We start from the raw sequence: 19,491 nt of genomic DNA, 5'->3' as shown, positions 1-19,491 counted from the left end.
GCCCTTCACCTCAGGCCGTTCCGGTCACGGTGACGACGACCTTGCCGCCCGGGTGCCCCGCGATGAGGTGGCGGATCGCGTCGGGCACGGCGGCGAGGGGATGGACGCTGTCGATCGCCGGGGTGACGGCGCCGGACTCGATGAGCCCGGTCAGCTCCTCCAGGAGCTCGGCGCGCTCCCTGGAGATGAGCGGGAGCAGCCGCTGCCCGGTGAACACTGACAAAAGCGGCGCCCGGAACGTGCGTCCCATGCCCCCGGTGAAGCGGTACGCGACGTGCCCGCCGCCGACGATGACCAGCGTCCCCTTCGGCGTCAGAGCGCGGCGCAGCAGGGACAGCGGCCGGTTCCCGGCGGTGTCGACGACGACGTCGTGGCACGGCCCGTCCCGGTCGATCTCCTCCCGGGTGTGGTCGATGACGTCGCCGGCCCCGAGCGACCGGACGAGCCCGGCGTTCGCCGGCCCGCACACGCCGGTGACGCTCGCGCCGGAGGCCCTGGCGATCTGCACGGCGAACGACCCCACGCCTCCGGACGCGCCGATCACCAGCACCCGCTGCCCCGGCCGTACGCCGGCGGAGTGCCGTACGGCCTGCAACGCCGTCATGCCGGAGACCGGCACCGCGGCGGCCTGCTCGAAGGTGAGACCGGCCGGCTTCGGCGCGAGCCTGTCCTGCCGCGCGCTCGCGTACTCGGCGTACGAACCGCTCTCGCAGGCGCCGTACACCTCCTGGCCCGGCTGGAACCGGGTCACGCGGGCGCCGACGGCCGCCACCACCCCGGCCACGTCACGGCCCCGGACCGCGACCTTGGGCCTGCGCAGCCCGAAGCCCATGACACGCGCGAGGTACGGCCGGCCGGTCATGAGGACCCACACGCCGGGGTCCACCGCGGCGGCACGGACCTCGACGAGCACCTCCTCGTCACCGATGCCGGGGCGGTCGATGTCGCGTAGGCGGAGCACGTCCGGCGGGCCGTACACGTCCTGGACGATGGCTTTCATGACGTTCCTTCCGGGGGGTCCGAGTACTGGAACACGTCGTCGAGCGGGGTGCCGAACACCCGGGCGATCCGGAAGGCCATCTCCAGCGAGGGCGAGTACCGGCCCTGTTCGATGGCGATGACGGTCTGCCTGGTCACACCGATGCGTTCGGCCAGCTCGGCCTGGGTCATCTCGTCGTGGGCGAACCGCAGCGCGCGGATGCGGTTGGTCACGTGTGTCGGCTTCACCATTCGGGAAGGCTCCTGCGATAGACGACGATCTTCGTGATTCCGCCGAGGACCGCCGACAGCACGAAGCAGAGGTAGACCGCGTTCGCGATCCAGAAGTGGTCCCATCCGGCCATGGACATGAGCATCGCCGCGAGCGCGCCGATGACCACGAACGCCTGGCCGGTGTACTCGCCGAGCCGCCCGATCTGCCTGTCGCGGACGTCGACGACGCGCGAGGCCCTCGGGTTGACGATCGCCATCCCGATCTCGGCCACGATCGAGACGACGATGGCCCCGCCGACCGTCCACAGCAGGGCGGCGGTGTACGGCACGTCCGGTAACGGCTCTCCGCCCGCCCCTCTGAGGACGGCCACGACGTACGCCGTGTAGCCGAGCACGGCGACGACCAGCCTGATCCAGGCGCGCTTCTCCACGTGAGTCATGATCGACACCTTCCGATGTACAGAATCTTTGACATCTCGAAGGTAACCGATCTTTGACCCCATGTACAGAATTTTTTACACCGAGCTTCGCCGGTCATCGATGGGCAACCGCTCCGCGCCGATCACCTGCCTGCCGATGGGCTCGCGCGGACGTGAGAAGCCGCCGACTTCCCCGGCCACGTCGGAACCACCACGTCACCTATGAGCGGATGGCAGTAGGGCGGACACACCGCCAGACGGTTCCCGAAGACGGGCCCGGGTTCGGGGCGTGTGGCATCCGGGAGAAGCGAGGACCGGAATCAGCTGTTCCTGATCATCCGCTCGCCGCCGAGTGCCAGCAGAAGGAACATGTCGAACTGGTGGAGGTTGTTCTTGTCCATCCGTTTGATGGCGTCGATGCCGGAACGGGCGGTGTTGATGTGTCCGAGGGCGCTCATCCGCGTGGCATCGAAGGCCGGGTCGTAGTCCGCGACGCCCGCACGATCGTGGGCGCGTCCGGGACGTCCACTTCCCCGATCGCCTCGGCCAGTTCGTTCAGGGCCTCGTCACGCCGATTGACGCTCATGGTCACCATCTTGGCACTTCCCAACGCATTCAGATCGGAGGGCGGGAAAGGCCCGGCCATTCTGACACGGTCTCATCCGGGCCGTAGGGCTGATGGCAAGGTTCGACGATGGAGGACGTCATCGAGCCGGTTGGGCGGAGCCGGCTCGGTTCACGTCGCGCCGGTCAGGCGGGTGAACTCGTCGCGTACGGCGTGGCCGAGCCCGCCGAGGAGCCGGTCGGTACGGCCGTCCGAGGTCGCCGACAGCAGGCCCGCGACGACGGCGGGCGGCAGGTGGGCGAGCACCCGGCAGGCGCGCCGTACCGTCATCGCCTCCACCAGGCGGGCCGCGACGGGGACGACGCCGAGCGCGCCGAGGACGGCGGCCGCTACGCGGTCGTCCGCGTGCACCAGGACGGCGGCGGACGGGCCGGTGGGCATCGCGCCCAGCAGCCTGGCCGCCCGTTGCGGCATCATGTGGTCGACCAGCCGCGCGGCGCGCTGCGCCGGCAGCAGCGTCAGCGCCTCGGCCGCCGGGCCCGGCGTCTCCGCCGCGTCGTTCAGGAGCCGTCCGGCGGCGTTCGGCTCCATCGAGCCGAGCAGGGCGGCGGCCTCCCGGCCGGACCGGCCGAGCAGCGGGTTCCCGCCGTCACCGGCCTCCCCCGCCCGGCCCGCGGCCCCGTCCCGCCCTGGTCCGCGCGCGCCGGATCCGCGCGCTCCGGGCCCGAGCCCCGCCTCCCGGGCGCGCTCCGGACCGTGGGCGCCCGCGCCGCGCCGCGCCTCCCGCTCCCGCCCCGGCCCGCGCGCGCCCTGGTCACGCCACGCCTCCCGGTCCGCCCCGTCCGCGGCGGGTCCGCGCTGTTCCTTCCGGTCCTGCCGGTGGGCGCCCTGTCCGCCCCGCGCCTCTCCGCCGGGCCCGTGCGCGCCCTGCGCGCGTCGCGCCTCATGGTCCGGCCGGTGGGCGTCGGGTCCGCGCCGCGCCTCACGGTCCGGGGGACGCGGGTCGTGTCCGCCTCCCGGCTCCCGGTCCTGCCCCCGGCCGGCGCGCCGTTCCTCCCGCTCATGGTCCCGTGGCTCGTCCTCCCGTCCACGGATCCGCGGCCCGTCCTCCCGCCCACGGGGCCGCGGCTCGTCCTCACGCTTACGGGTCCGGGGTCCCGCGGCGAGGATCGCGCCCAGCCGCCGGGCCAGCTCGGCCGCTCCCGTCCGGCCGGCGGGGTCGGCGACGAGCAGTCCGGCGATCGCGTCGGCGAGCGGGCCCGGCCGCCGGAAGTCCGGGGGACGCCCGGAGGTGACCGCCCGCACCGTCTCGATCGGACCGTCGCGGAGGAACGGCGAGTAGCCCTCCAGCGCGCAGAACAGCGTCACCCCCAGCGACCACAGGTCCGACGCCGGTCCCGCCGGATGCCCCTCGATCCGTTCCGGCGCCATGAACTCGACGGTTCCGATCAGGGTGTTGGCCGAGGTGAGGCCGCGTTCCCCGGAGATCCGCGCGATGCCGAAGTCGACCAGGAAGACCCGGTCCCCGGAGTCGACGATGATGTTCGCCGGTTTGACGTCGCGGTGCAGAACCTGCGCGTCGTGCGCGGCGGTCAGTCCGGCCAGCACCTCGCGTCCCACCCGGGCGATCTCCCGCTCGGAGAGGGGCTGCCGTTCGATCCGGTGTTCCAGCGAGGTGCCCTCGATGTACGACATGACAATCCAGGGCGACTCGTCGTCCATGATGACGTCGTAGACGTGGACGACCGCCGGATGCCGGATCCGCGCGGCGGCGCGCGCCTCGCGCAGCGCCCTCTCCCGCCGCACGGACATGTCCTCGCCGTACGGCGCCAGCACGACCTCCTTGAGCGCGACGGACCGCTGCAGCGTCCGGTCCCAGGCGAGCCACACCGTGCCCATGCCGCCCTTGGCGAGCCGGGACCTCAGTTCGTACCGGCCTCCGATGGTCCGTGCCGTCACCCGGGCGCCTCAGTCCTCGTCGGGGAGCAGTTCGACGCCGCCCGAGCGCCCCGCACCCGGCCCCGCGCCCGGTCCGGAACCCGGTTCCGGCCTCCGCACGACGCGGGTGTCGGCCATGCCGCGCAGGGCCTGGTCCTCCAGGGGCCCGTACTCGTCGCCGGACGTGGGCCCGTACGCGCCGGACTCACCGGGCCGGGGGCCGTGCCCGCCGCGCGGGGAACCGTGCTCACCGGGCCGGGGGCCGTGCCCGTCACGCGGGGAACCGTACTCGTCGCGCGGGAAGCCGTGCTCGCCGCGCGGAGGATCGTGCGCGTCGTGCGGATGGCCGTACCCGCCGCCGGACGACGGTTCGTACCCGCCGGACCCGGGGCCGTACCCGTCGTCGTCCCCGGCCCGCTCGACCCGGGTGCCGTTCGGCCCCTGGCGCGCCCCCGTCTCCTCTCCGAAGACGGAGCCGGACCGTGAGGACGTGTCCTCCGGGGACGACCAGATGCTCCAGACGCTGTTCGATCCGCCGGGCCCCGTCGGCCGGGACCGGAGCCGCGAACCGGAGCGGGCGCCGAACTCCTCGCGCACGTTGTCCATCTCGCGGCGCTCGGCGAGCGCGAGCGCCTTCTCGTAGACGCCGGGCCGCTGCATCAGCTTCACCGCGACCGGCAGGCACTCGATGAGCAGGAACAGCGCGAACAGCAGCAGCCGGGCCGCGCTGAGGGTGAAGTCCTTGCCGGTCAGCTCGTTGAGCGCCCGGAGCCGGGTGAGCAGCCCGTCGGTGGCGAGGTTGTCCTCGTCGAAGGACTTCTGGATGCGGGCCTGCTGATCGAGCGCGGCGTCGAGCTGGCGCTGGACCTTGGGCAGGGCCTCCTTGGCGGCGGCGAGCCGTGTCTCCTTGGCCTGTTCCCCGGTGGCGTTCAGCTCCCGCTTGCGGTCCTCCATCTGCCTGGTGAGCAGCTCGATGCGGTCCTTGTCCTTCTCGTAGGCGATCCGGCTCTCCCTCGCGAGAGGGCCGTTGCCCTTCTTGGGGCAGTTCGCACCGCCATAGAGCTGGCACTGCCACTCTTTGTAGTGTTTGTCCGCCTGCTTCTGCTCGTCGGCCCGCCGGGCGGACAGCGCCTTTATCTTCGGGTCCTGTTCCAGGTCGAGGGGGACGTCCCCGCCGGAGGAGATCACCTGCTGGAGGCCGGTCGCCTCCTTGCGGAGCTGTTCGACGCTCTTGCCCGTCGCGCCCTGCGCCTGCTGCACGGTGAAGTCGTCGGCGCGCCGCTGCTTCATCTCGTTGATCTGGGTGTCGATCTCCGCCTTGAAGACCTGCAGCACCAGGGGGGTTGAGATCACCAGGCCGAGCACGATGGCGATGGCGACGCGCGGCGCGGCCATCATCCAGCGGTTCGGTGAGTCGGCCCTGAGGGTGGAGACGAGCCACCGGTCGAGGCTGAGGATGGCCAGGCCCCACAGGAGGGCGACGACGACGGCGAGGACGATGTTGACGCCGAGCGCGCTGTTGAGGGCGAACGTCATCGAGACGGCGGCGAGCACGCTCGTGGTGAGGACGGCGCCCCCGATGCCCTCGAACTTGCCGCGTTCGGTGGGGCACGCCCGGAGGACCTCGGGACGCGCTCCGGAGAGCGCGATGAGAACCGCGGACAGCGTGGCCAGGAAACGTCGCATACTCCTCCTCGGAAAGGAAGTCGTACCGCGCCGGCACCGGTCGGAACGCCGCGGGCCCCCTCGGAGGGGTTATCATAGGCGCCCAATGTCACATTTCCGGATACCCAGCGGAATTTAACCGGAGAAACTCGCGGAACCTTATTCGGATAGCCCGCCATAGCATTCTATAACCGACTAACCAGGATATTGAGGACACGGCGCAGCTGATACGACATATCTACGGAGGACTCCCCGTGCCGGAGCCCGACAGGGACCTGACCAGGAAGGCGATCGCCCAGGCTCTGGCCGACCTCGCCGACACCGGCCACCTCACCGTGGTGGAGGTCGCCGCCGACGGCGTCACCACGTTCCTGCTCCACCGGGACGGCAACGGCCGTCCCCGCGGCCGGAGCTGGTCGGCGACCTGGCCGGACCTCGCGGGCGAGCACGGCTGGGACGCCGACCCGGCCGCGGTCCGCGAGGCGGTGCTCCGCGCGGCCCGCGTCCACCCCCTCTCCCCCGACACGCGTACGGCCCACGTCCACCCGCCCTCCGCCGACACGCGTGCGGCTTATGTCCACCCGCCCTCCGCCGACACGCTCCGTACGGCCCGCGGCGCCTCGCCCTCCGCCGACGTGGTCCTCGTGGCCGCGTCCGCCGACCCGAGGGCCGAGCAGGCCCTCGACTGGCTGCGCGCGGCGCATCCCGCCGCGCAGGTGCTGCGCGCCGACGCCCCGGCCGCCGCGCTGATCCGGGAGGCCATGGCCGACGACCCGCTCACCAGGTCGTACGAGCTGGTCGTCCTCCTCGCCGACCCCGGCACCGGCAGGCTCCGGCTGACCGGAAGGCGGCTCTTCCCCATCGGCTCCCGCCCGGGAACCCGGACCCGGGTCGCCCTCCGCTGCACGGCGCCGGGCGCGCACGGCACCGCGCTGGCCGTGGTCACCTGGCAGGGCCCGGAGCCGCGGCTGCTGTCCGTCCAGTCCGCCCCGATCGCGCCCGGCCGGTACGAGGTGACCGCCGAGCTGGGACGCTCCGGCCGGGTACGGTTCACCGGCCTGCCCGCCCTCTCCCCCGACCCCCGCGACTGGGACCGGCTCGTCGGCGCGCTCCCGGACCGGCTGCCGCCGCGCGCCGGATCGGCGCACCTCGTCTGCGCGGTGGAGGTCTGCGGGTCCGACGACCAGGTCTCGGAACGGCTGAGCCGGGCGCGCCAGATGATCAGCTTCGCCTCCGGAGAGCTCGGCGGCCTGATCCGGGTCTCCCTCCTCGCCTACGCCGCGCACTCGTTCGACCCGTCGGCGCCCGAGCACCCGGTGCGGATCGCGGCCTGGGAGGCGGGCCCCGCCGAGGCCCTGGACGCGCTCGGCGCGCTGGAGGACGAGGGGGCGGTGACCAGGGGATATCCGTACCACCCCCAGGCGGCGCAGCTGGAGGACGCGCTCGCCGTGGTGGCCGGGCGACTCGGCCCCGCGAGCCCGGCGCCCGCCGTCGTCCTCACGGTCGGGGGCCGCCCGCCGCACCCGCCCCGCACCGACCGCTCCAGGATCCTGCCCTGCCCCCGCCGGCACGACTGGCGGCAGCTGGCCGCAGCCCTGCGGCAGCGGCCGGACACCACGCTGGGCGCGATCTGCGACCACGCCGCCGGTCAGGCGCACCCCCTGTGGCACGGGCTCGGCGCGGCGGCGCTGGCCCACCTGGAGGCGGTGGACGTACGCGGGCTGGCCGCCGACCTCGGCCTGACCGCCCCCTCCCCCGTCCGCCTCCCGTTCCCCCTGCTCGACGAGACGGAGTGACGACGCCCATGCAGCCCGATCCGAGCCGGGGACGCCCCGATCACAACATCGCCATGTGGGGCGCCCCCGGCAGCGGTAAGACCACCCTGCTGGCGGCGCTGTACACCGCCCTGACCAGGAGCGACGACGGCTGGAAGATCGTCGGATCCGATCCCGCGTCGTCGGACTACCTGATCGAGCGGACCAACGACCTCCTGCGGGGCAAGGTGTTCCCCGAGGCGAGCATGGCCCTGGAGCGCTACCACTGGACGCTCATCGGCCCCCCTCCCCGGAGGACCGGCTTCTGGGGCAGGAAGTCCAGGCAGGCGGAGCCGCCCCGGATCGGCATCGGCATGATCGACGCCCCCGGGGGACTGTTCGGCACGGGACAGCGTACGGCGGGCGGCCCGAGCGGCCCGGACCCCTCGGAGGACCCCCGCAGGCAGGAGCTGCTGGACAACCTGGAGCAGAGCCGGGGCATCGTCTTCCTCTTCGACCCGATCAGGGAGTTCACCTTCGGGGACGCCTTCGACCACATGTACCCTCCGCTCAACCGGCTCGCCGAGCGGATGCTCGCCACCGGCGGGTTCACCGACGGGAAGCTGCCGCACCACGTCGCCGTGTGCGTCACCAAGTTCGACGACCCCCGGGTGCTGGAGACGGCCGAGGCGCGGGGGCTGCTCACCACGGACGACGACGACCCCTACCGGCTGCCGCGGGTGGCCGGCGACGACGCGCGGGAGCTGTTCCACGAGCTGTCCCAGGTGTCGGCCACCGGCAGCGCCGACATGGTGCTCAAGACGCTCGAACAGTTCTTCCACCCGGACCGGATCCGTTTCTTCGCCACCTCCTCGATCGGCTTCTACGTCGACCGGCGCACGAGGCGTTTCGACTGGGACGACTTCCAGAACATGGTCCCGGGGGAGGCGGACGAGGACTCGCGCATCCGGGGGCAGCTGCACCCGATCAACGTGGTGGAGCCCATGCTCTGGCTGGGACAGCGACTCGCCGCGACCCGGCCGGCGAAGGGGGTCTCGTGACCGGCCGCACGGCGGGGCTCCGGCGCGGGACGCCCGCCGTACGAGCGGGGCTCCGGCACGGGACGCCCGCCGTACGACCAGGGAGGGGAGGCTCGTGACCGGCCACGACATCGGGTTCGAGTGGGCGCTGGAGGGGAAACGGCCCGGCGCCCACAACGACTACGAGCTGCTCTCCTGGAGCGACGACCGCCTCGGGCCCGAGGTCTTCGAGGAGATCAGGAACAGGTACGCCACCGGCCTGTCGGCGGACCTGCCCCAGCTGACGATCGCGGTCGCGGCGACCAGGGAGCGGGAGCGGGTGTCGCGCCACGTCGTGCTCGCGGTCCAGGAGTGGTCCGGGCACCGGGACGCCACCAACCGGAAGATCGCCTACACCCGCTGGTTCTACGTCCCCTACGAGGAACTGGCCGCTCACCGGGTGTCCTACGAGGCGCTCTACCGCGCCCTCGCGCGCCTGCCGGTGACCCCGTACGCCCCGCTGGTCGTGCGGGTGCCGGAGGCCGATCCCGCGGCCTTCGACCCCGGGCCGGACGCGCGGTGCGCCGCCGCGCTGCTGCTGACCGGGCGGCCCGTCTGCGTGGTGGGCGCGGAACGGGTTCCCATGGCCGAACGGCTGCGCTTCCTGGACACCGTCGCCGCCCTCCTGCCGTACGGCATGCGGTCGAGGCTGACCGCGGCGACCTGGGTCAGCAGCACGGCCCGGCACCGGATCAGGCTGTCCTTCGCGCGGCACGCGCCGGAGGACGCCCACGAGGTGCGCTGGGGCCGCGGAACGGAGACCGCCTGGCAGGACAGCCGGGCGAAGGTCTGCCTGGACCTGCTGACCCGGCCCGACGTCCGCGTCGAGGACATGCTGGAGAACCTCGCCCGGATGACCGAGCCACTGTCGTTCGGCCCCGACGACCTTCCGGACGCCGTACGGCTGCTCGAACACTCGGGCTACCCCGAGGAGCAGCTGTCCTCCGATGACGCCGAGGTGGAGGAGGAGGCGGCGGGGTGGGAGCCGGGGTTCCGGGAGGCTCCCGGCGCGGCCCCGGGCTCCGCGGCCGGCCGCCGAGGCGCGGAGGACCCCTGGGCGGAGGAGTCCGTCGCGGCCCCGGGAGCCACGACGGGGCTCCGGCGCGCCGTGCCCGGCGGCGGGGTTCCGGAACCGGTTCCGGCGGGCGGCTCCCCGTGGCCCGGCGCGGCCCCGCGCGCCCTCGGACCCGGCGAGGAGCGGGAACCCGACGAGGCGCGGCACACCTCTCCCGTCAGCAGGCTGACCTCGCTCATCGGCACGCCGTGGAGGCGGCTGAACGGGGCCGCGCCCGCCACGACGACCGCGCCCCATCGGCCGGGCGCCGTGCCGCCCTCGATGCGGACCGCGCTCGGCGGGCTGGAGCGGGCGGACCACGCGAAGCGGTTCGGGCCCCTCTGGAGCCCGCACGGCAGGCTCACCCTGGCCGCCGCGTTCATGGCGCTGGCCGTCACCCTGATCGCCGTCGGCGCCGTCGCGATGGTGAGCGCCTCCGGCGACGACCCGCCCGCCGAGGAGGGCACCACCGGGACGGGCCCGGACGTGGTCGTCGTCCAGGCATCGGCCGCACGGCGCGACGAGTTCGCCAGACGTCTCGTGGAAGCGGCCGTACGGCGGGCGGGCCACCGGCCCGAGGTCCGGCTGAGCGACACCCCCGCCGCGGCCGCGCCCCTCAGGGAGCCGGCCGTGCTGCTCGTGACGGCCCCTTCCCCGGATCCCGCCCCGCCGGACGGCGCCGCGCCCGAGCCTCCGGCGGACCCGCCCGCGGCGCAGGGGTTCTCGGAGGTCGCCACCGTCCCGGTCCCGGACCCGTACGTCCTGGTCTACGACGCCAGGCGGACCGGGCCCGAGCAGGTGGCGGCGGCCCTGACGAGTCCGGACGGCAAGGCCCGGGTCTCGGTGCCCGACACCCCTCCCGACGCCCTCTCCGGGGAGAGCCCCGAACGGTTCCTGCGCGAGCGCCATCCCTCGCTGAAGCCGAGGACCGTCCCGGCGGCCGACCCGCTGCACGACCTCCGGAAGGAGGAGGTGCTGGCCGCCCTCGTGCCCAGGGAGGTCGCCGGGGACTACTCCAGGTCGGAGGCGTTCGCCGACCCGCCGGGCCGCTCGATCCTCGTGCTGGCCAACGGGTCCGTCGGCCGCGGGCTGCGCGACGCGCTGGGCAGGGTCGCCCGGTCCGTCGATCCCGGCAAGCTGGTGTCGGCGGAGTTCGACACCCCGGCGCGGGCGGCGACCAGGCTGGTCGAGTCGGTCCTGCCGCCGCCCGCCGCCACCTCCCCCGCCGCGGACCGGGAGGACGACCGGGGGCAGGACGACTGGCGGCTCGCCCTCATCCTGATCATCAGCGGGGGCGTCATCGGGTTCCTGGCCCTCCTGCTGGCCATCCGGCTGCCGTCCAGGATCGAACCGCACTGGAACGCGTCGCACCCGCCGTCCTCACCCGGCTCCCGGCCGGGCGGCCCCTGACCTCACGCCATCCGGCGGATAATCCGGTCGAACTTCACCGGATCCGGTGGAGATGATGATCCCATGGCGTTCCGCGAGCACAAGAACGACGACGACCGACTCCGCCGGATCCTCGCCGAGCTGCACCGATCACTGGACCGGCGCTACCGGCCCGAGGATGTGGCCGATCTGGTGCTGCAGGCGCTGGAGGGACGGCTGACGCGGCGCGAGCGCGTCGTGCTGGGGCGCGCGGCCGCGCGCTCCTCCCTTGGTGAGGCGTGGTTCTCCTCGATGTCCGACGACTACGCCAGGCCGGTGGGCGGCACCCGGCAGGTCGCGACGGCCGCCCGGCTGTTCGAGCACCCGGCGGAGTGCGACCCGGACGACCCGGAGGCTCTGCTCGCCTTCGCGGCCACCGTGGGCCGCTCGATCGGCTGGGCGCCGGAGCGAAGCGACTTCCTGGCGGACCGGCTCGACCGGCGGGCCCGGGACGCGACGGGGATGGATCTGTCCAAGCGGCAGTACAACCGCCGCTTCCGGATGCTGCGCAGGATCGCCGCCAAGGCGGGCACGCTGAGCATCGAGCAGGACAAGCGGCGCCTGCTCATGGTGGGTGTCACCGGCTTCGGCGCCGACATCCCGCCGGAGCGGTTCGCCGCCGACGTCGACGCCGCCTGCTTCGTCGCCTACTACACCGCCCGGCGCAAGGTGCGCCGGGAGTTCAGCCTGTCCGGACGGGACAACCCGTTCGACGAGATCGCCCAGGTGCTGCTCGACCGGTGCGCGACGGGAAGCGACTGGTGGATGATCGCCCAGGTGCGGGCGACACCCGACGTCCTCGCCCGCCTCACCGACGAGGAGCGGGGACTGCTGCTCGGCCGGTGGTCGGCGGTCATGCGGGAGAGCGCCGGCCTGCTCCGTGACCGCTGGAGTCCCGGCGTCGACCGCACGACGATGATCGTGCGCCGGGGTGACGACTCCAGCACGTGGAACAACTTGGCGACCGCCTACAACGCGGCCCGGGCCGGCTGGCTCGCCTGTCTGGCCTCACTGGACGCTTTGGAGCTTCTGGACGCCGCCTGTCCGGGCAAGGTCATGCGGTTCATGGCGGCCGATCTCGCCGCCTGGCATCAGGTCTCCGGCGGCGGGGTCGACCCGGGCACCGCGGTGTGGGCTGCTCTGCCGCCGCCCTGGGAGGTGCTCGACGGTGAGGCGTCCTGCACCCGTCCGGACGTCGAGGCGGCCTGCCGTACGGCGGGGCTCGATCCGGAGCGGACCGGCTGGACCGCGCCCGCCGCCCGGCGCGGGACGGCGGTGTTCCGGCCGACGCCCGAGCTGGTGCACGGTGTGACCATCGCCGACCCGGTGTGGGCGGCGCTGCTCCGCCGGGCAGGGGTGTTCAGCGGCGGGCGCGTCAAGCCGGAGCTGGCCGCCGAGGCCTACCATGGGCTGGCCTCCGGGGTGGTCGCGAGCGACCTGCCCACGACGCCCCCTGCCGGACCGGTGAGCCGGTGATCGGTGGGTCCTCCCAGGGAGGACCCACCGGCGGGCGGCCTCCGGAGCCGTCGTTAACCGGTGGCCTCCGCCTGGGGCCATCGGGCAGACTGGCACCGGCACGCTGTAGTTCAGTGGTAGAACGCCTGGCTCTTTACCAGGTGGGCGCCGGTTCGAGCCCGGCCGGCGGTGCCGCGCGCGACGGACGGCCTCGCCGTAGCTCAGTGGTGGAGCGCCCGGCTCTGGACCGGGTGGGCGCCGGTTCGAGCCCGGCCGGCGAGGCCGTACCGCCGGCGCCCGGGCGCCCGAAGAAAGCCCGAGGAAGGAACTGGTCGCCGAAGCGGTCCGGGTCTACTCGGAACTGCGGCGGGAGGAGATCCGCACCAGGATGACGGAGTCCATGCGCAAACTCGACGGCTCGAACCTCGCCCGTGTCGCTCTGCTCACGGGCCTGTCCGCCGAACAGATCAACGCCGTCGGCGGAGTCCGGGAGGATGCCCTGACGGACCCTTACGCCGCCGCGGAACGCCTTGAAGCCCCACCGGAGTCGTAGATCGAAAGAAGCCCCGGCCCGGGTGCACCCGGGCCGGGGCTTCTTTTCTGTGCGCCGCCAGGGACTCGAACCCCGGACCCGCTGATTAAGAGTCAGCTGCTCTAACCAACTGAGCTAGCGGCGCGTGAAGCCCTTGAAGAATAGCGCACTCCGCCGGACGATCCGAACCGGAATACGGGGCCCGGCCGAAGGCGGAGGCGGCCTCTCCTGCCCGAAGCGCCCCGGCGCCGGAGCCGCCGGGCGGCGGGACACCCGATGCCGCCCGGCGCTGTCAGCGGCTACGCTAGAACAACATTCGGTACCTGTACGAGCCTGTTCGAGTCCGCCCGGATCGCGTCCGGGTCCCGCCCGGGAGCACACATGTGGTTCGCCTCGCCCGCCGACGTCCGTGACCGGCTCGCCGCCGCGGACTACCTCTCCGACGACTCCATCGCGACCTCGGTGTTCCTCGCCAGCGCGCTCGGCAAGCCGCTGCTGGCCGAGGGGCCGGCCGGGGTGGGCAAGACCCAGCTCGCCAAGGCCGTGTCGGCGGCGACCGGCGCCGCGCTGATCCGCCTCCAGTGCTACGAGGGGCTCGACGAGGCCCGGGCGCTGTACGAGTGGAACTACAAGAAGCAGCTCCTGCGCATCCAGGCGGGCGGCGGCGAGGGCTGGGACGCCGCCCACGACGACATCTTCACCCAGGAGTTCCTGCTGGAGCGCCCGCTGCTGCGGGCGATCCGCGCCGACGCCCCGACGGTCCTGCTGATCGACGAGATCGACAAGGCCGACGTCGAGGTGGAGGGCCTGCTGCTGGAGGTCCTGTCCGACTACCAGGTCACGATCCCCGAGCTGGGCACGGTCACCGCCACACGCCGGCCGTACGTGGTGCTGACCTCCAACGCGAGCCGCGAGCTGTCGGAGGCCCTCAGGCGGCGCTGCCTCTACCTGCATCTGGAGTACCCGACGCCGGAGCGCGAGCGTGACATCGTGCTGGCGCGGGTGCCCGGCGTCGAGGCGGACCTGGCCGAACGGCTCGCCCGTACGGTCGCCACGATGCGCGCCCTGGAGCTGAAGAAGTCGCCCTCCATCGCCGAGACCGTCGACTGGGCCGAAACCCTGCTCGCCCTCGGGCGGACCGAGCTGGACGAGGCGACCGTGGACGCCACCCTGGGGGTGGTGCTCAAACACGCCTCCGACCAGGCGCGGACCCGCAAGGAGCTGGGCCTGTGACCGGCCGGACCGGACTGTCCGGACCGTCCGGGAGCCCGTCCCGCGCCCGCCCGGCCGAGACGGCTCACCGGACGGTTCGGACACCCTCCCGTCCGGGCCGGATTACCCTCCGGGACAGCCGGGCGGGCCGGATTACCCTCCGGACGCTCCGGCACGGCCGGGCGGGGGCCGGGCGGTGAGCCTGCTGGACCGGCACGTCGGCTTCGTGCGCGCGCTGCGCGAGGCCGGGCTGCCGGTGTCACCGGCCGAGGGGCTGGACGCCGCACGGGCGCTGCTGGTCGTCGACCTGGCCGAACGCGAGTCGCTGCGCGCCGCCTACGCCGCCACGCTGGTCAAGCGGCCGTCGTACCGGCCGGGGTTCGACGCTCTCTTCGACCTGTGGTTCCCCGCCGCGACCACCGCCCCGCCCGCGGCCCGGGATCCGGAGGAGCCCGCGGACCCGCGCGACGGGGACCCCGGCGTCTCCGCGTCCCGGGACCTCACCGCGGGTGTGGACCCGGGGACCGCCGACCTGCCAGAGCTGCGCGACCGGCTGGCGGAGCTGCTGCTGGGCGCCGAGGGCATGGACGCCTTCGCCCGCGCCATGGTGGAGCGCTTCGGCCGCCAGGCCGCCTCCCCCGGCCGGCAGAACTGGTTCTCCTACCCGGTGCTGCGCGCACTGTCCCCCGAGACGCTCATGGCCCGGCTGCTGGCCGAGGTCCTCGCCGGGCAGGAGCGCGGCGGCCTGGCCGAGAAGGTGGCCCGGCGGCGGATCGGTGACGGCATCCGGCGCTTCGAGGAGGCCGTCGCCACCGACGTGCGCCGCCGGATCGCCGAGGAGTCGGGGATCGAGCGGATCGCGCGCTCCGCCGTACGGCCGCCGCTGGAGCAGGTGGACTTCCTCCGGATCACCCGGGCCGACCTGGTGAGGCTGCGCCGGGAGGTCCACCCGCTCGCCCGGCGGCTGGCCGCCCGGCTGACGGTCAGGAACCGGACCGGCCACCGGGGCCGCCTGGACTTCCGCCGGACCGTGCGGGCCTCGCTGTCCAGCGGCGGCGTGCCGCTGACCGTCGTCAACCGGCCGCGCCGCCCGCACCGGCCGGAGCTGGTCGTCCTGTGCGACGTCAGCGACTCGGTCGCCTCCTTCGCCCACTTCACGCTGCTGCTGACCTACGCGCTGCGCGAGCAGTTCGCCAGGGTCAGGGCGTTCGGGTTCGTGGACACCGTGGACGAGATCACCCGCTTCTTCACACCCGGCTCCGACGTGACGGAGGCGATGACGCGGATGACCGCCGAGGCCGACATGGTGCGGTTCGGCCGGACGAACTACGGCCACGCCTTCGAGCGGTTCGCCGAACGGTACGGCGACGCCGTGGGGCCGAAGACGTCCCTGCTGATCCTGGGCGACGCCCGGTCCAACTACCAGCCGCCCGCTCTTACGACCCTCCGCTGCATGGTCCGCGAGGCCCGGCACGCCCACTGGCTCAACCCCGAGCCGGTGAGCCAGTGGGACACCGGCGACTCCCTGGCGAGCGCCTACGGCACGGTCGTCCCGATGCGCGAATGCCGCAACGTCGTCCAGCTCTCCGCCTTCGTCGAAGACCTCACCTGACGCCCACCTCGCGTCCGGGTATCCGGCCGGCACGGTCCGCGCGGGAAAGCCATGCCGGGTCCGCAGGTCGCCGCGCCGTTCCAGGGAGGCGCACGGTCCGCGCGGGGAAGGCGTACCGCCGCCACCCGTGGCAGGGTGTGGACATGCGCGTGTCGATACTGGGGCCGTTGGAGGTGACCGTCGGCCACGACGTGGTGAGGATCGGCGGCACTCGGCTGAAGGCGCTGTTGATCCGGCTCGCGGTGGACGTCGGGCACCCGGTCGCCACGGGCTCCCTGGTGGACGCGCTGTGGCCGGAGGCGGCTCCGGAGGATCCGGCGGCGGCGCTGCAGTCGTTGATGTGGCGGCTGCGGCGGGCCCTTCCGGACGAGCGGATCGTGCGGTCCGGGAGCGGCTGGTATCGGCTCGATCTGCCGCCGGAGGCGGTGGACGCCTGTCTGTTCGAACGGCTGGCGGACGAGGGACGGCGAGCGTTGCGGACGGGTGACGCCGGGCTGGCGAGGAGCCGGTTGAGGGAGGCGTCGGCGCTGTGGCGGGGTGAACCGCTGATCGACGCCGCGGACGCGCCCTACGCCGTGGCCGCCGCCGTACGGCTTCGGGAGCTGCGGCTGGCCGCGATCGAGGACCGGGTGGAGGCCGACCTCGCGTGCGGGCCGGCGTCGCCGCCGGTGGCCGAGCTGACCGAGTTGACCGCGGCGTACCCGTTGCGTGAGCGGTTGTGCGCCCTGCTGATACGAGCCCTGGACGCCGACGGCCGGCCGGCGGAGGCGCTGGCCCTCTATGAGGACGTCCGGCGACGGCTGGCCGACGAGCTGGGGTGCGACCCGGGGCCGGAGGTACGGCGGGCGCACCTGGCCGTGTTGCGCGGCGGACAGCCGGACGGCGCCCGGCCGGCCGATGACCGGCGGGACGGGAATCGGCCGAGGGGGAACCTGCGCACACCGCTGACGAGTTTCGTCGGACGTGCCGGAGAGGTGGCACGGATCCACGCGCGGCTGGAAGAAGGCCGGCTGGTGACCCTGGTCGGCCCGGGAGGCGTGGGCAAGACACGGCTCGCGACCGAGTCCGCGTCCAGGATCACCGCGCGCACCGACGGCGGGGTGTGGCTGGTGGAGCTGGCCTCGGTGACCGCCGGTGATGTCGCGCGGGCCGTGCTCACGGCGCTGGGGCCACGTGAGGTGGGCGTTCCGGACACCTCCGCCGGGTCGGGCGATCCGGTGCGCCGCCTGGTCGAGGTGCTGGCGTCCGGTGAGACGCTGCTCGTACTGGACAACTGCGAACATGTGATCGAGGCCGTCGCGGGACTGGTCGGCGAGTTGCTGGCCCGGTGCCCACGCCTGCGGGTGCTGGCCACCGGTCGTGAACCTCTCGGCGTCACCGGCGAGCGGCTGTGTCCTGTTCCGCCGCTGCCGCTGCCCGACGCCCCGGAGGCGGAGAGTCCCGCGACACGGCTGTTCGCCGACCGCGCGGCCGCGGTGAGCCCCGGCTTCGCGCTCACCGAGGACACCGCGGCCGAGGTGACGGAGGTATGCCGCCGGTTGGACGGGTTGCCGCTGGCGATCGAGCTGGCGGCCGCCCGGTTGCGGACCATGACGCTCGGGCGGCTCCTGGCCCGTCTCGACGACCGTTTCCGGGTGCTGGCCCACGGGGCGCGTTCGGCGCCGGAGCGGCATCGGACCCTGCGGGCGGTGGTGGCCTGGAGCTGGGACCTGCTGTCCGACGCGGAGCGTGCGCGGGCGGCCCGGCTGGCGGTGTTCCCGTCCTCGTTCACCGCCGAGGCCGCCGACCGTGTGGGTGTCGGCTGGGAGACGTTGGACACACTGGTGGACAGGTCGCTGCTGCAGCTGGTGGGCGAGCGGTACCGGATGCTGGCCACGATCCGTGAGTACGGCCTGGAACGGCTCGCCGACAGCGGCCTGGCCGGCTCCGCGCGCGTCGCGCACGCGGCCTGCTTCCTCGAACTCGCCGAGCGGGCGGCGCCGCATCTGCGTGGCGCCGGCCAGCCGTACTGGCTCGGGGTGCTGACGGCCGAGGAGGACAACCTGCTCACCGCACTGGACTTCGCGGCCGAGGCCGGGAATGCCGCCACGGCCAGAAGGCTGGGCGCCGCGCTCGGGCTGTTCTGGGCGATCCGGGGAGGCCATGCCGAGGCCGCCGACCGGTTACGCACCGCGCTGACCGTTCCCGGCGCGGCCCCGGTGACGGCGAGCACGCAGGTGGCGGCGCAGTACCTGTTCCACGCGGTGCTCAGCGGGCGCGTACCGGACGCGGAAGCGACCGCCTCGGCGGCCGGAACCATCTCGCCGGTCGAGACCACCGAAGCGGCCGGAGCGATCCCGGCAGCCGGGGCAGCCGGAACGATCCCGGTGGCCGAATCAGCCGAAGCAGCCGGAACCGCGGAAACCGCGGAAGCGGCCGGAACGGCCGCCGGGCCGTTCGGCCGCGACGCCGACCACACGGCCGCGACGCTGGTGGCAGCGCTGCTGGCTCTGCTCGGGAACGACGTCCCCGCCGGCCTCACCGCGATCGACCGGCGACCACCGCCCGCGGATCCCTGGCACCGGGGGATGCTGGCCCTCACCCGCGCCATGCTGGCCGGCGCCGCCGACGGCGGCATGGCGACGATGCGGCGGGACCTCGCGGCAGCGGCGGCGGCCTTCCGGGACGCCGGGGAACGCTGGGGGCTGGCCACCTCGCTGACCTATCTCGGGCTCGCCGAGGGCATGTCCGACGATGCCCGCGCGGGCGCTTCGGCCCTGGAGGAGTCGATCACGCTGATCCGGGACCTGGGAGGCTCCGATCACTTCCAGCGCGTCTGGCTCGCCATGCTGCGGGCCCGGACCGGAGGGCCCGTGGCGGCGCGCGCCGGGTTGCTGGCGGTCCTCGACGAGAGGACGCCGCACGCCACCGAGGCGATGGCGCGGCTCTTCCTGGCCGATCTGAGCCGGCACAGCGGTGAGCCGGCCGAAGCCGCGGCCCAGATCGACCTGGCCGCCGAGCGGCTCGGCGACGGTTGCTTCAATGACGCGTTGCTGCGGTTGGGCCGGGGACGGCTGGCCCTGTCCACCGGTGACCTCCACGTGGCCCGTGCCCATCTGCGGGAGGCGTTCACACTGGCCTCCTCGATGCCTGACATGCCGATGGTGGCGCAGATCGCGGTGGGCGTGGCGGAACTCGCGCTGCGTAGCGGTGCAGCCGGGGACGCCGCCTCCGTGCTCGGTGCCGCCCACGCGTTGCGTGGTGTCCCCGACGTCGGCGATCCCGATGTCCGCAGGGTGAGCCGTGAACTGCGGGCCGCGCTCGGCCCGGAAGCGTACCGGGCCGCCTACGACCGTGGCCGAGGTCTCGGCCGTGACGACGCGCTCGCCGTCGTCTCCGACCGGCTGTCGCACTGACCACGGGCCCGGTGGTCCGGCTGCCCGGCGGCCGCCAGACCGCGGCCGGCCGGGAGCAGCGGATCGTCGGCCAGAAGCGGGGTGAGAGCCGCCCTAGCCGGCTGAGAGCGGCTTGAGAGCCGTCTGACAGGTCGCAACGCCAGGGTGTGTCCCGTCAGCCCGTACGCGACG

At 73.8% G+C, this 19,491-nt stretch carries 15 protein-coding genes and 3 tRNA genes; 10 read left to right on the top strand and 8 right to left on the bottom strand.

Features of this window, described 5'->3' with window-relative positions:
- Positions 1–10: 10 nt before the first annotated feature.
- The 7 genes from ACZ6W9_RS17135 to ACZ6W9_RS17105 form a co-directional block, all read right to left on the bottom strand.
- Complete coding sequence (locus ACZ6W9_RS17135; protein ID WP_470118550.1) at positions 11–1,000, bottom strand: NAD(P)-dependent alcohol dehydrogenase; 990 nt, start codon at positions 998–1,000, stop codon at positions 11–13.
- On the bottom strand, positions 997–1,230 hold the full coding sequence (locus ACZ6W9_RS17130) for a helix-turn-helix transcriptional regulator (protein WP_389970136.1): 234 nt from the start codon (positions 1,228–1,230) through the stop codon (positions 997–999). Before ACZ6W9_RS17130 ends, ACZ6W9_RS17135 begins: the two co-directional genes overlap by 4 nt.
- The gene (locus ACZ6W9_RS17125; RefSeq protein WP_389970133.1) at positions 1,224–1,652 is read right to left on the bottom strand and encodes a hypothetical protein; all 429 of its coding nucleotides are present in this window, start codon (positions 1,650–1,652) and stop codon (positions 1,224–1,226) included. Before ACZ6W9_RS17125 ends, ACZ6W9_RS17130 begins: the two co-directional genes overlap by 7 nt.
- 299 nt (positions 1,653–1,951) lie before the next feature.
- A complete protein-coding gene (locus ACZ6W9_RS17120; RefSeq protein ID WP_389970130.1) occupies positions 1,952–2,089 on the bottom strand; it encodes a hypothetical protein in 138 nt (45 codons plus the stop codon).
- A complete protein-coding gene (locus tag ACZ6W9_RS17115; protein WP_389970128.1) occupies positions 2,086–2,217 on the bottom strand; it encodes a hypothetical protein in 132 nt (43 codons plus the stop codon). Before ACZ6W9_RS17115 ends, ACZ6W9_RS17120 begins: the two co-directional genes overlap by 4 nt.
- Positions 2,218–2,367: 150 nt before the next feature.
- Complete coding sequence (locus ACZ6W9_RS17110; protein WP_470118547.1) at positions 2,368–4,155, bottom strand: protein kinase domain-containing protein; 1,788 nt, start codon at positions 4,153–4,155, stop codon at positions 2,368–2,370.
- A gap of 9 nt (positions 4,156–4,164) precedes the next feature.
- A complete protein-coding gene (locus tag ACZ6W9_RS17105) occupies positions 4,165–5,820 on the bottom strand; it encodes a DUF4407 domain-containing protein (protein WP_389970121.1) in 1,656 nt (551 codons plus the stop codon).
- 233 nt (positions 5,821–6,053) lie between these two features.
- Between ACZ6W9_RS17105 and ACZ6W9_RS17100 the strand changes: the two genes are divergently transcribed.
- From ACZ6W9_RS17100 to ACZ6W9_RS17070, 7 genes are all read left to right on the top strand, one after another.
- A complete protein-coding gene (locus tag ACZ6W9_RS17100; RefSeq protein ID WP_389970118.1) occupies positions 6,054–7,595 on the top strand; it encodes a hypothetical protein in 1,542 nt (513 codons plus the stop codon).
- 8 nt (positions 7,596–7,603) lie between these two features.
- Complete coding sequence (locus tag ACZ6W9_RS17095; RefSeq protein ID WP_362929890.1) at positions 7,604–8,614, top strand: hypothetical protein; 1,011 nt, start codon at positions 7,604–7,606, stop codon at positions 8,612–8,614.
- A 94-nt stretch (positions 8,615–8,708) separates the two neighbouring features.
- Complete coding sequence (locus tag ACZ6W9_RS17090; protein WP_470118544.1) at positions 8,709–11,096, top strand: hypothetical protein; 2,388 nt, start codon at positions 8,709–8,711, stop codon at positions 11,094–11,096.
- 63 nt (positions 11,097–11,159) lie between these two features.
- Positions 11,160–12,590 (top strand): hypothetical protein, encoded by a 1,431-nt coding sequence (locus ACZ6W9_RS17085; protein WP_470118542.1) that lies wholly within the window; start codon positions 11,160–11,162, stop codon positions 12,588–12,590.
- 98 nt (positions 12,591–12,688) lie between these two features.
- A tRNA-Lys gene (locus ACZ6W9_RS17080) sits at positions 12,689–12,761 on the top strand.
- Positions 12,762–12,779: 18 nt separating this feature from the next.
- Positions 12,780–12,851 (top strand) — tRNA-Gln (locus ACZ6W9_RS17075).
- 118 nt (positions 12,852–12,969) lie between these two features.
- Complete coding sequence (locus ACZ6W9_RS17070) at positions 12,970–13,122, top strand: hypothetical protein (protein WP_389970108.1); 153 nt, start codon at positions 12,970–12,972, stop codon at positions 13,120–13,122.
- A 50-nt stretch (positions 13,123–13,172) separates the two neighbouring features.
- Here ACZ6W9_RS17070 and ACZ6W9_RS17065 read toward each other — a convergent pair.
- Positions 13,173–13,246, bottom strand: a tRNA-Lys gene (locus ACZ6W9_RS17065).
- A 236-nt stretch (positions 13,247–13,482) separates the two neighbouring features.
- Here ACZ6W9_RS17065 and ACZ6W9_RS17060 point away from each other — a divergent pair.
- The 3 genes from ACZ6W9_RS17060 to ACZ6W9_RS17050 all read left to right on the top strand — a co-directional run bounded on the left by ACZ6W9_RS17060 (position 13,483) and on the right by ACZ6W9_RS17050 (position 19,320).
- Entirely contained in the window at positions 13,483–14,334 is an 852-nt protein-coding gene (locus ACZ6W9_RS17060) for an AAA family ATPase (RefSeq protein ID WP_470118540.1), read from the top strand.
- Between the two features lie 175 nt (positions 14,335–14,509).
- Positions 14,510–15,925, top strand: coding sequence for a vWA domain-containing protein (locus ACZ6W9_RS17055; protein ID WP_389970102.1), 1,416 nt, complete (start codon positions 14,510–14,512; stop codon positions 15,923–15,925).
- Positions 15,926–16,068: 143 nt separating this feature from the next.
- On the top strand, positions 16,069–19,320 hold the full coding sequence (locus ACZ6W9_RS17050) for an ATP-binding protein (RefSeq protein ID WP_470118538.1): 3,252 nt from the start codon (positions 16,069–16,071) through the stop codon (positions 19,318–19,320).
- The last annotated feature ends 171 nt before the right edge of the window (positions 19,321–19,491 follow it).

Source organism: Streptosporangium sp. NPDC053982, assembly GCF_055585205.1.
The sequence above is the reverse complement of the archived record's forward strand: the minus strand, read 5'-3'. Positions and strand labels throughout refer to the sequence as shown.

Excerpts from the sequence above, each read along its gene's own strand:
- ACZ6W9_RS17070 (WP_389970108.1), top strand. The coding sequence starts at position 12,970 with ATGCGCAAACTCGACGGCTCGAACCTCGCCCGTGTCGCTCTGCTCACG.
- ACZ6W9_RS17120 (WP_389970130.1), bottom strand. The coding sequence starts at position 2,089 with ATGAGCGCCCTCGGACACATCAACACCGCCCGTTCCGGCATCGACGCC.
- ACZ6W9_RS17125 (WP_389970133.1), bottom strand. The coding sequence starts at position 1,652 with ATGACTCACGTGGAGAAGCGCGCCTGGATCAGGCTGGTCGTCGCCGTG.
- ACZ6W9_RS17085 (WP_470118542.1), top strand. The coding sequence starts at position 11,160 with ATGGCGTTCCGCGAGCACAAGAACGACGACGACCGACTCCGCCGGATC.
- ACZ6W9_RS17050 (WP_470118538.1), top strand. The coding sequence starts at position 16,069 with ATGCGCGTGTCGATACTGGGGCCGTTGGAGGTGACCGTCGGCCACGAC.
- ACZ6W9_RS17130 (WP_389970136.1), bottom strand. The coding sequence starts at position 1,230 with ATGGTGAAGCCGACACACGTGACCAACCGCATCCGCGCGCTGCGGTTC.
- ACZ6W9_RS17105 (WP_389970121.1), bottom strand. The coding sequence starts at position 5,820 with ATGCGACGTTTCCTGGCCACGCTGTCCGCGGTTCTCATCGCGCTCTCC.
- ACZ6W9_RS17115 (WP_389970128.1), bottom strand. The coding sequence starts at position 2,217 with ATGAGCGTCAATCGGCGTGACGAGGCCCTGAACGAACTGGCCGAGGCG.
- ACZ6W9_RS17095 (WP_362929890.1), top strand. The coding sequence starts at position 7,604 with ATGCAGCCCGATCCGAGCCGGGGACGCCCCGATCACAACATCGCCATG.
- ACZ6W9_RS17060 (WP_470118540.1), top strand. The coding sequence starts at position 13,483 with ATGTGGTTCGCCTCGCCCGCCGACGTCCGTGACCGGCTCGCCGCCGCG.
- ACZ6W9_RS17135 (WP_470118550.1), bottom strand. The coding sequence starts at position 1,000 with ATGAAAGCCATCGTCCAGGACGTGTACGGCCCGCCGGACGTGCTCCGC.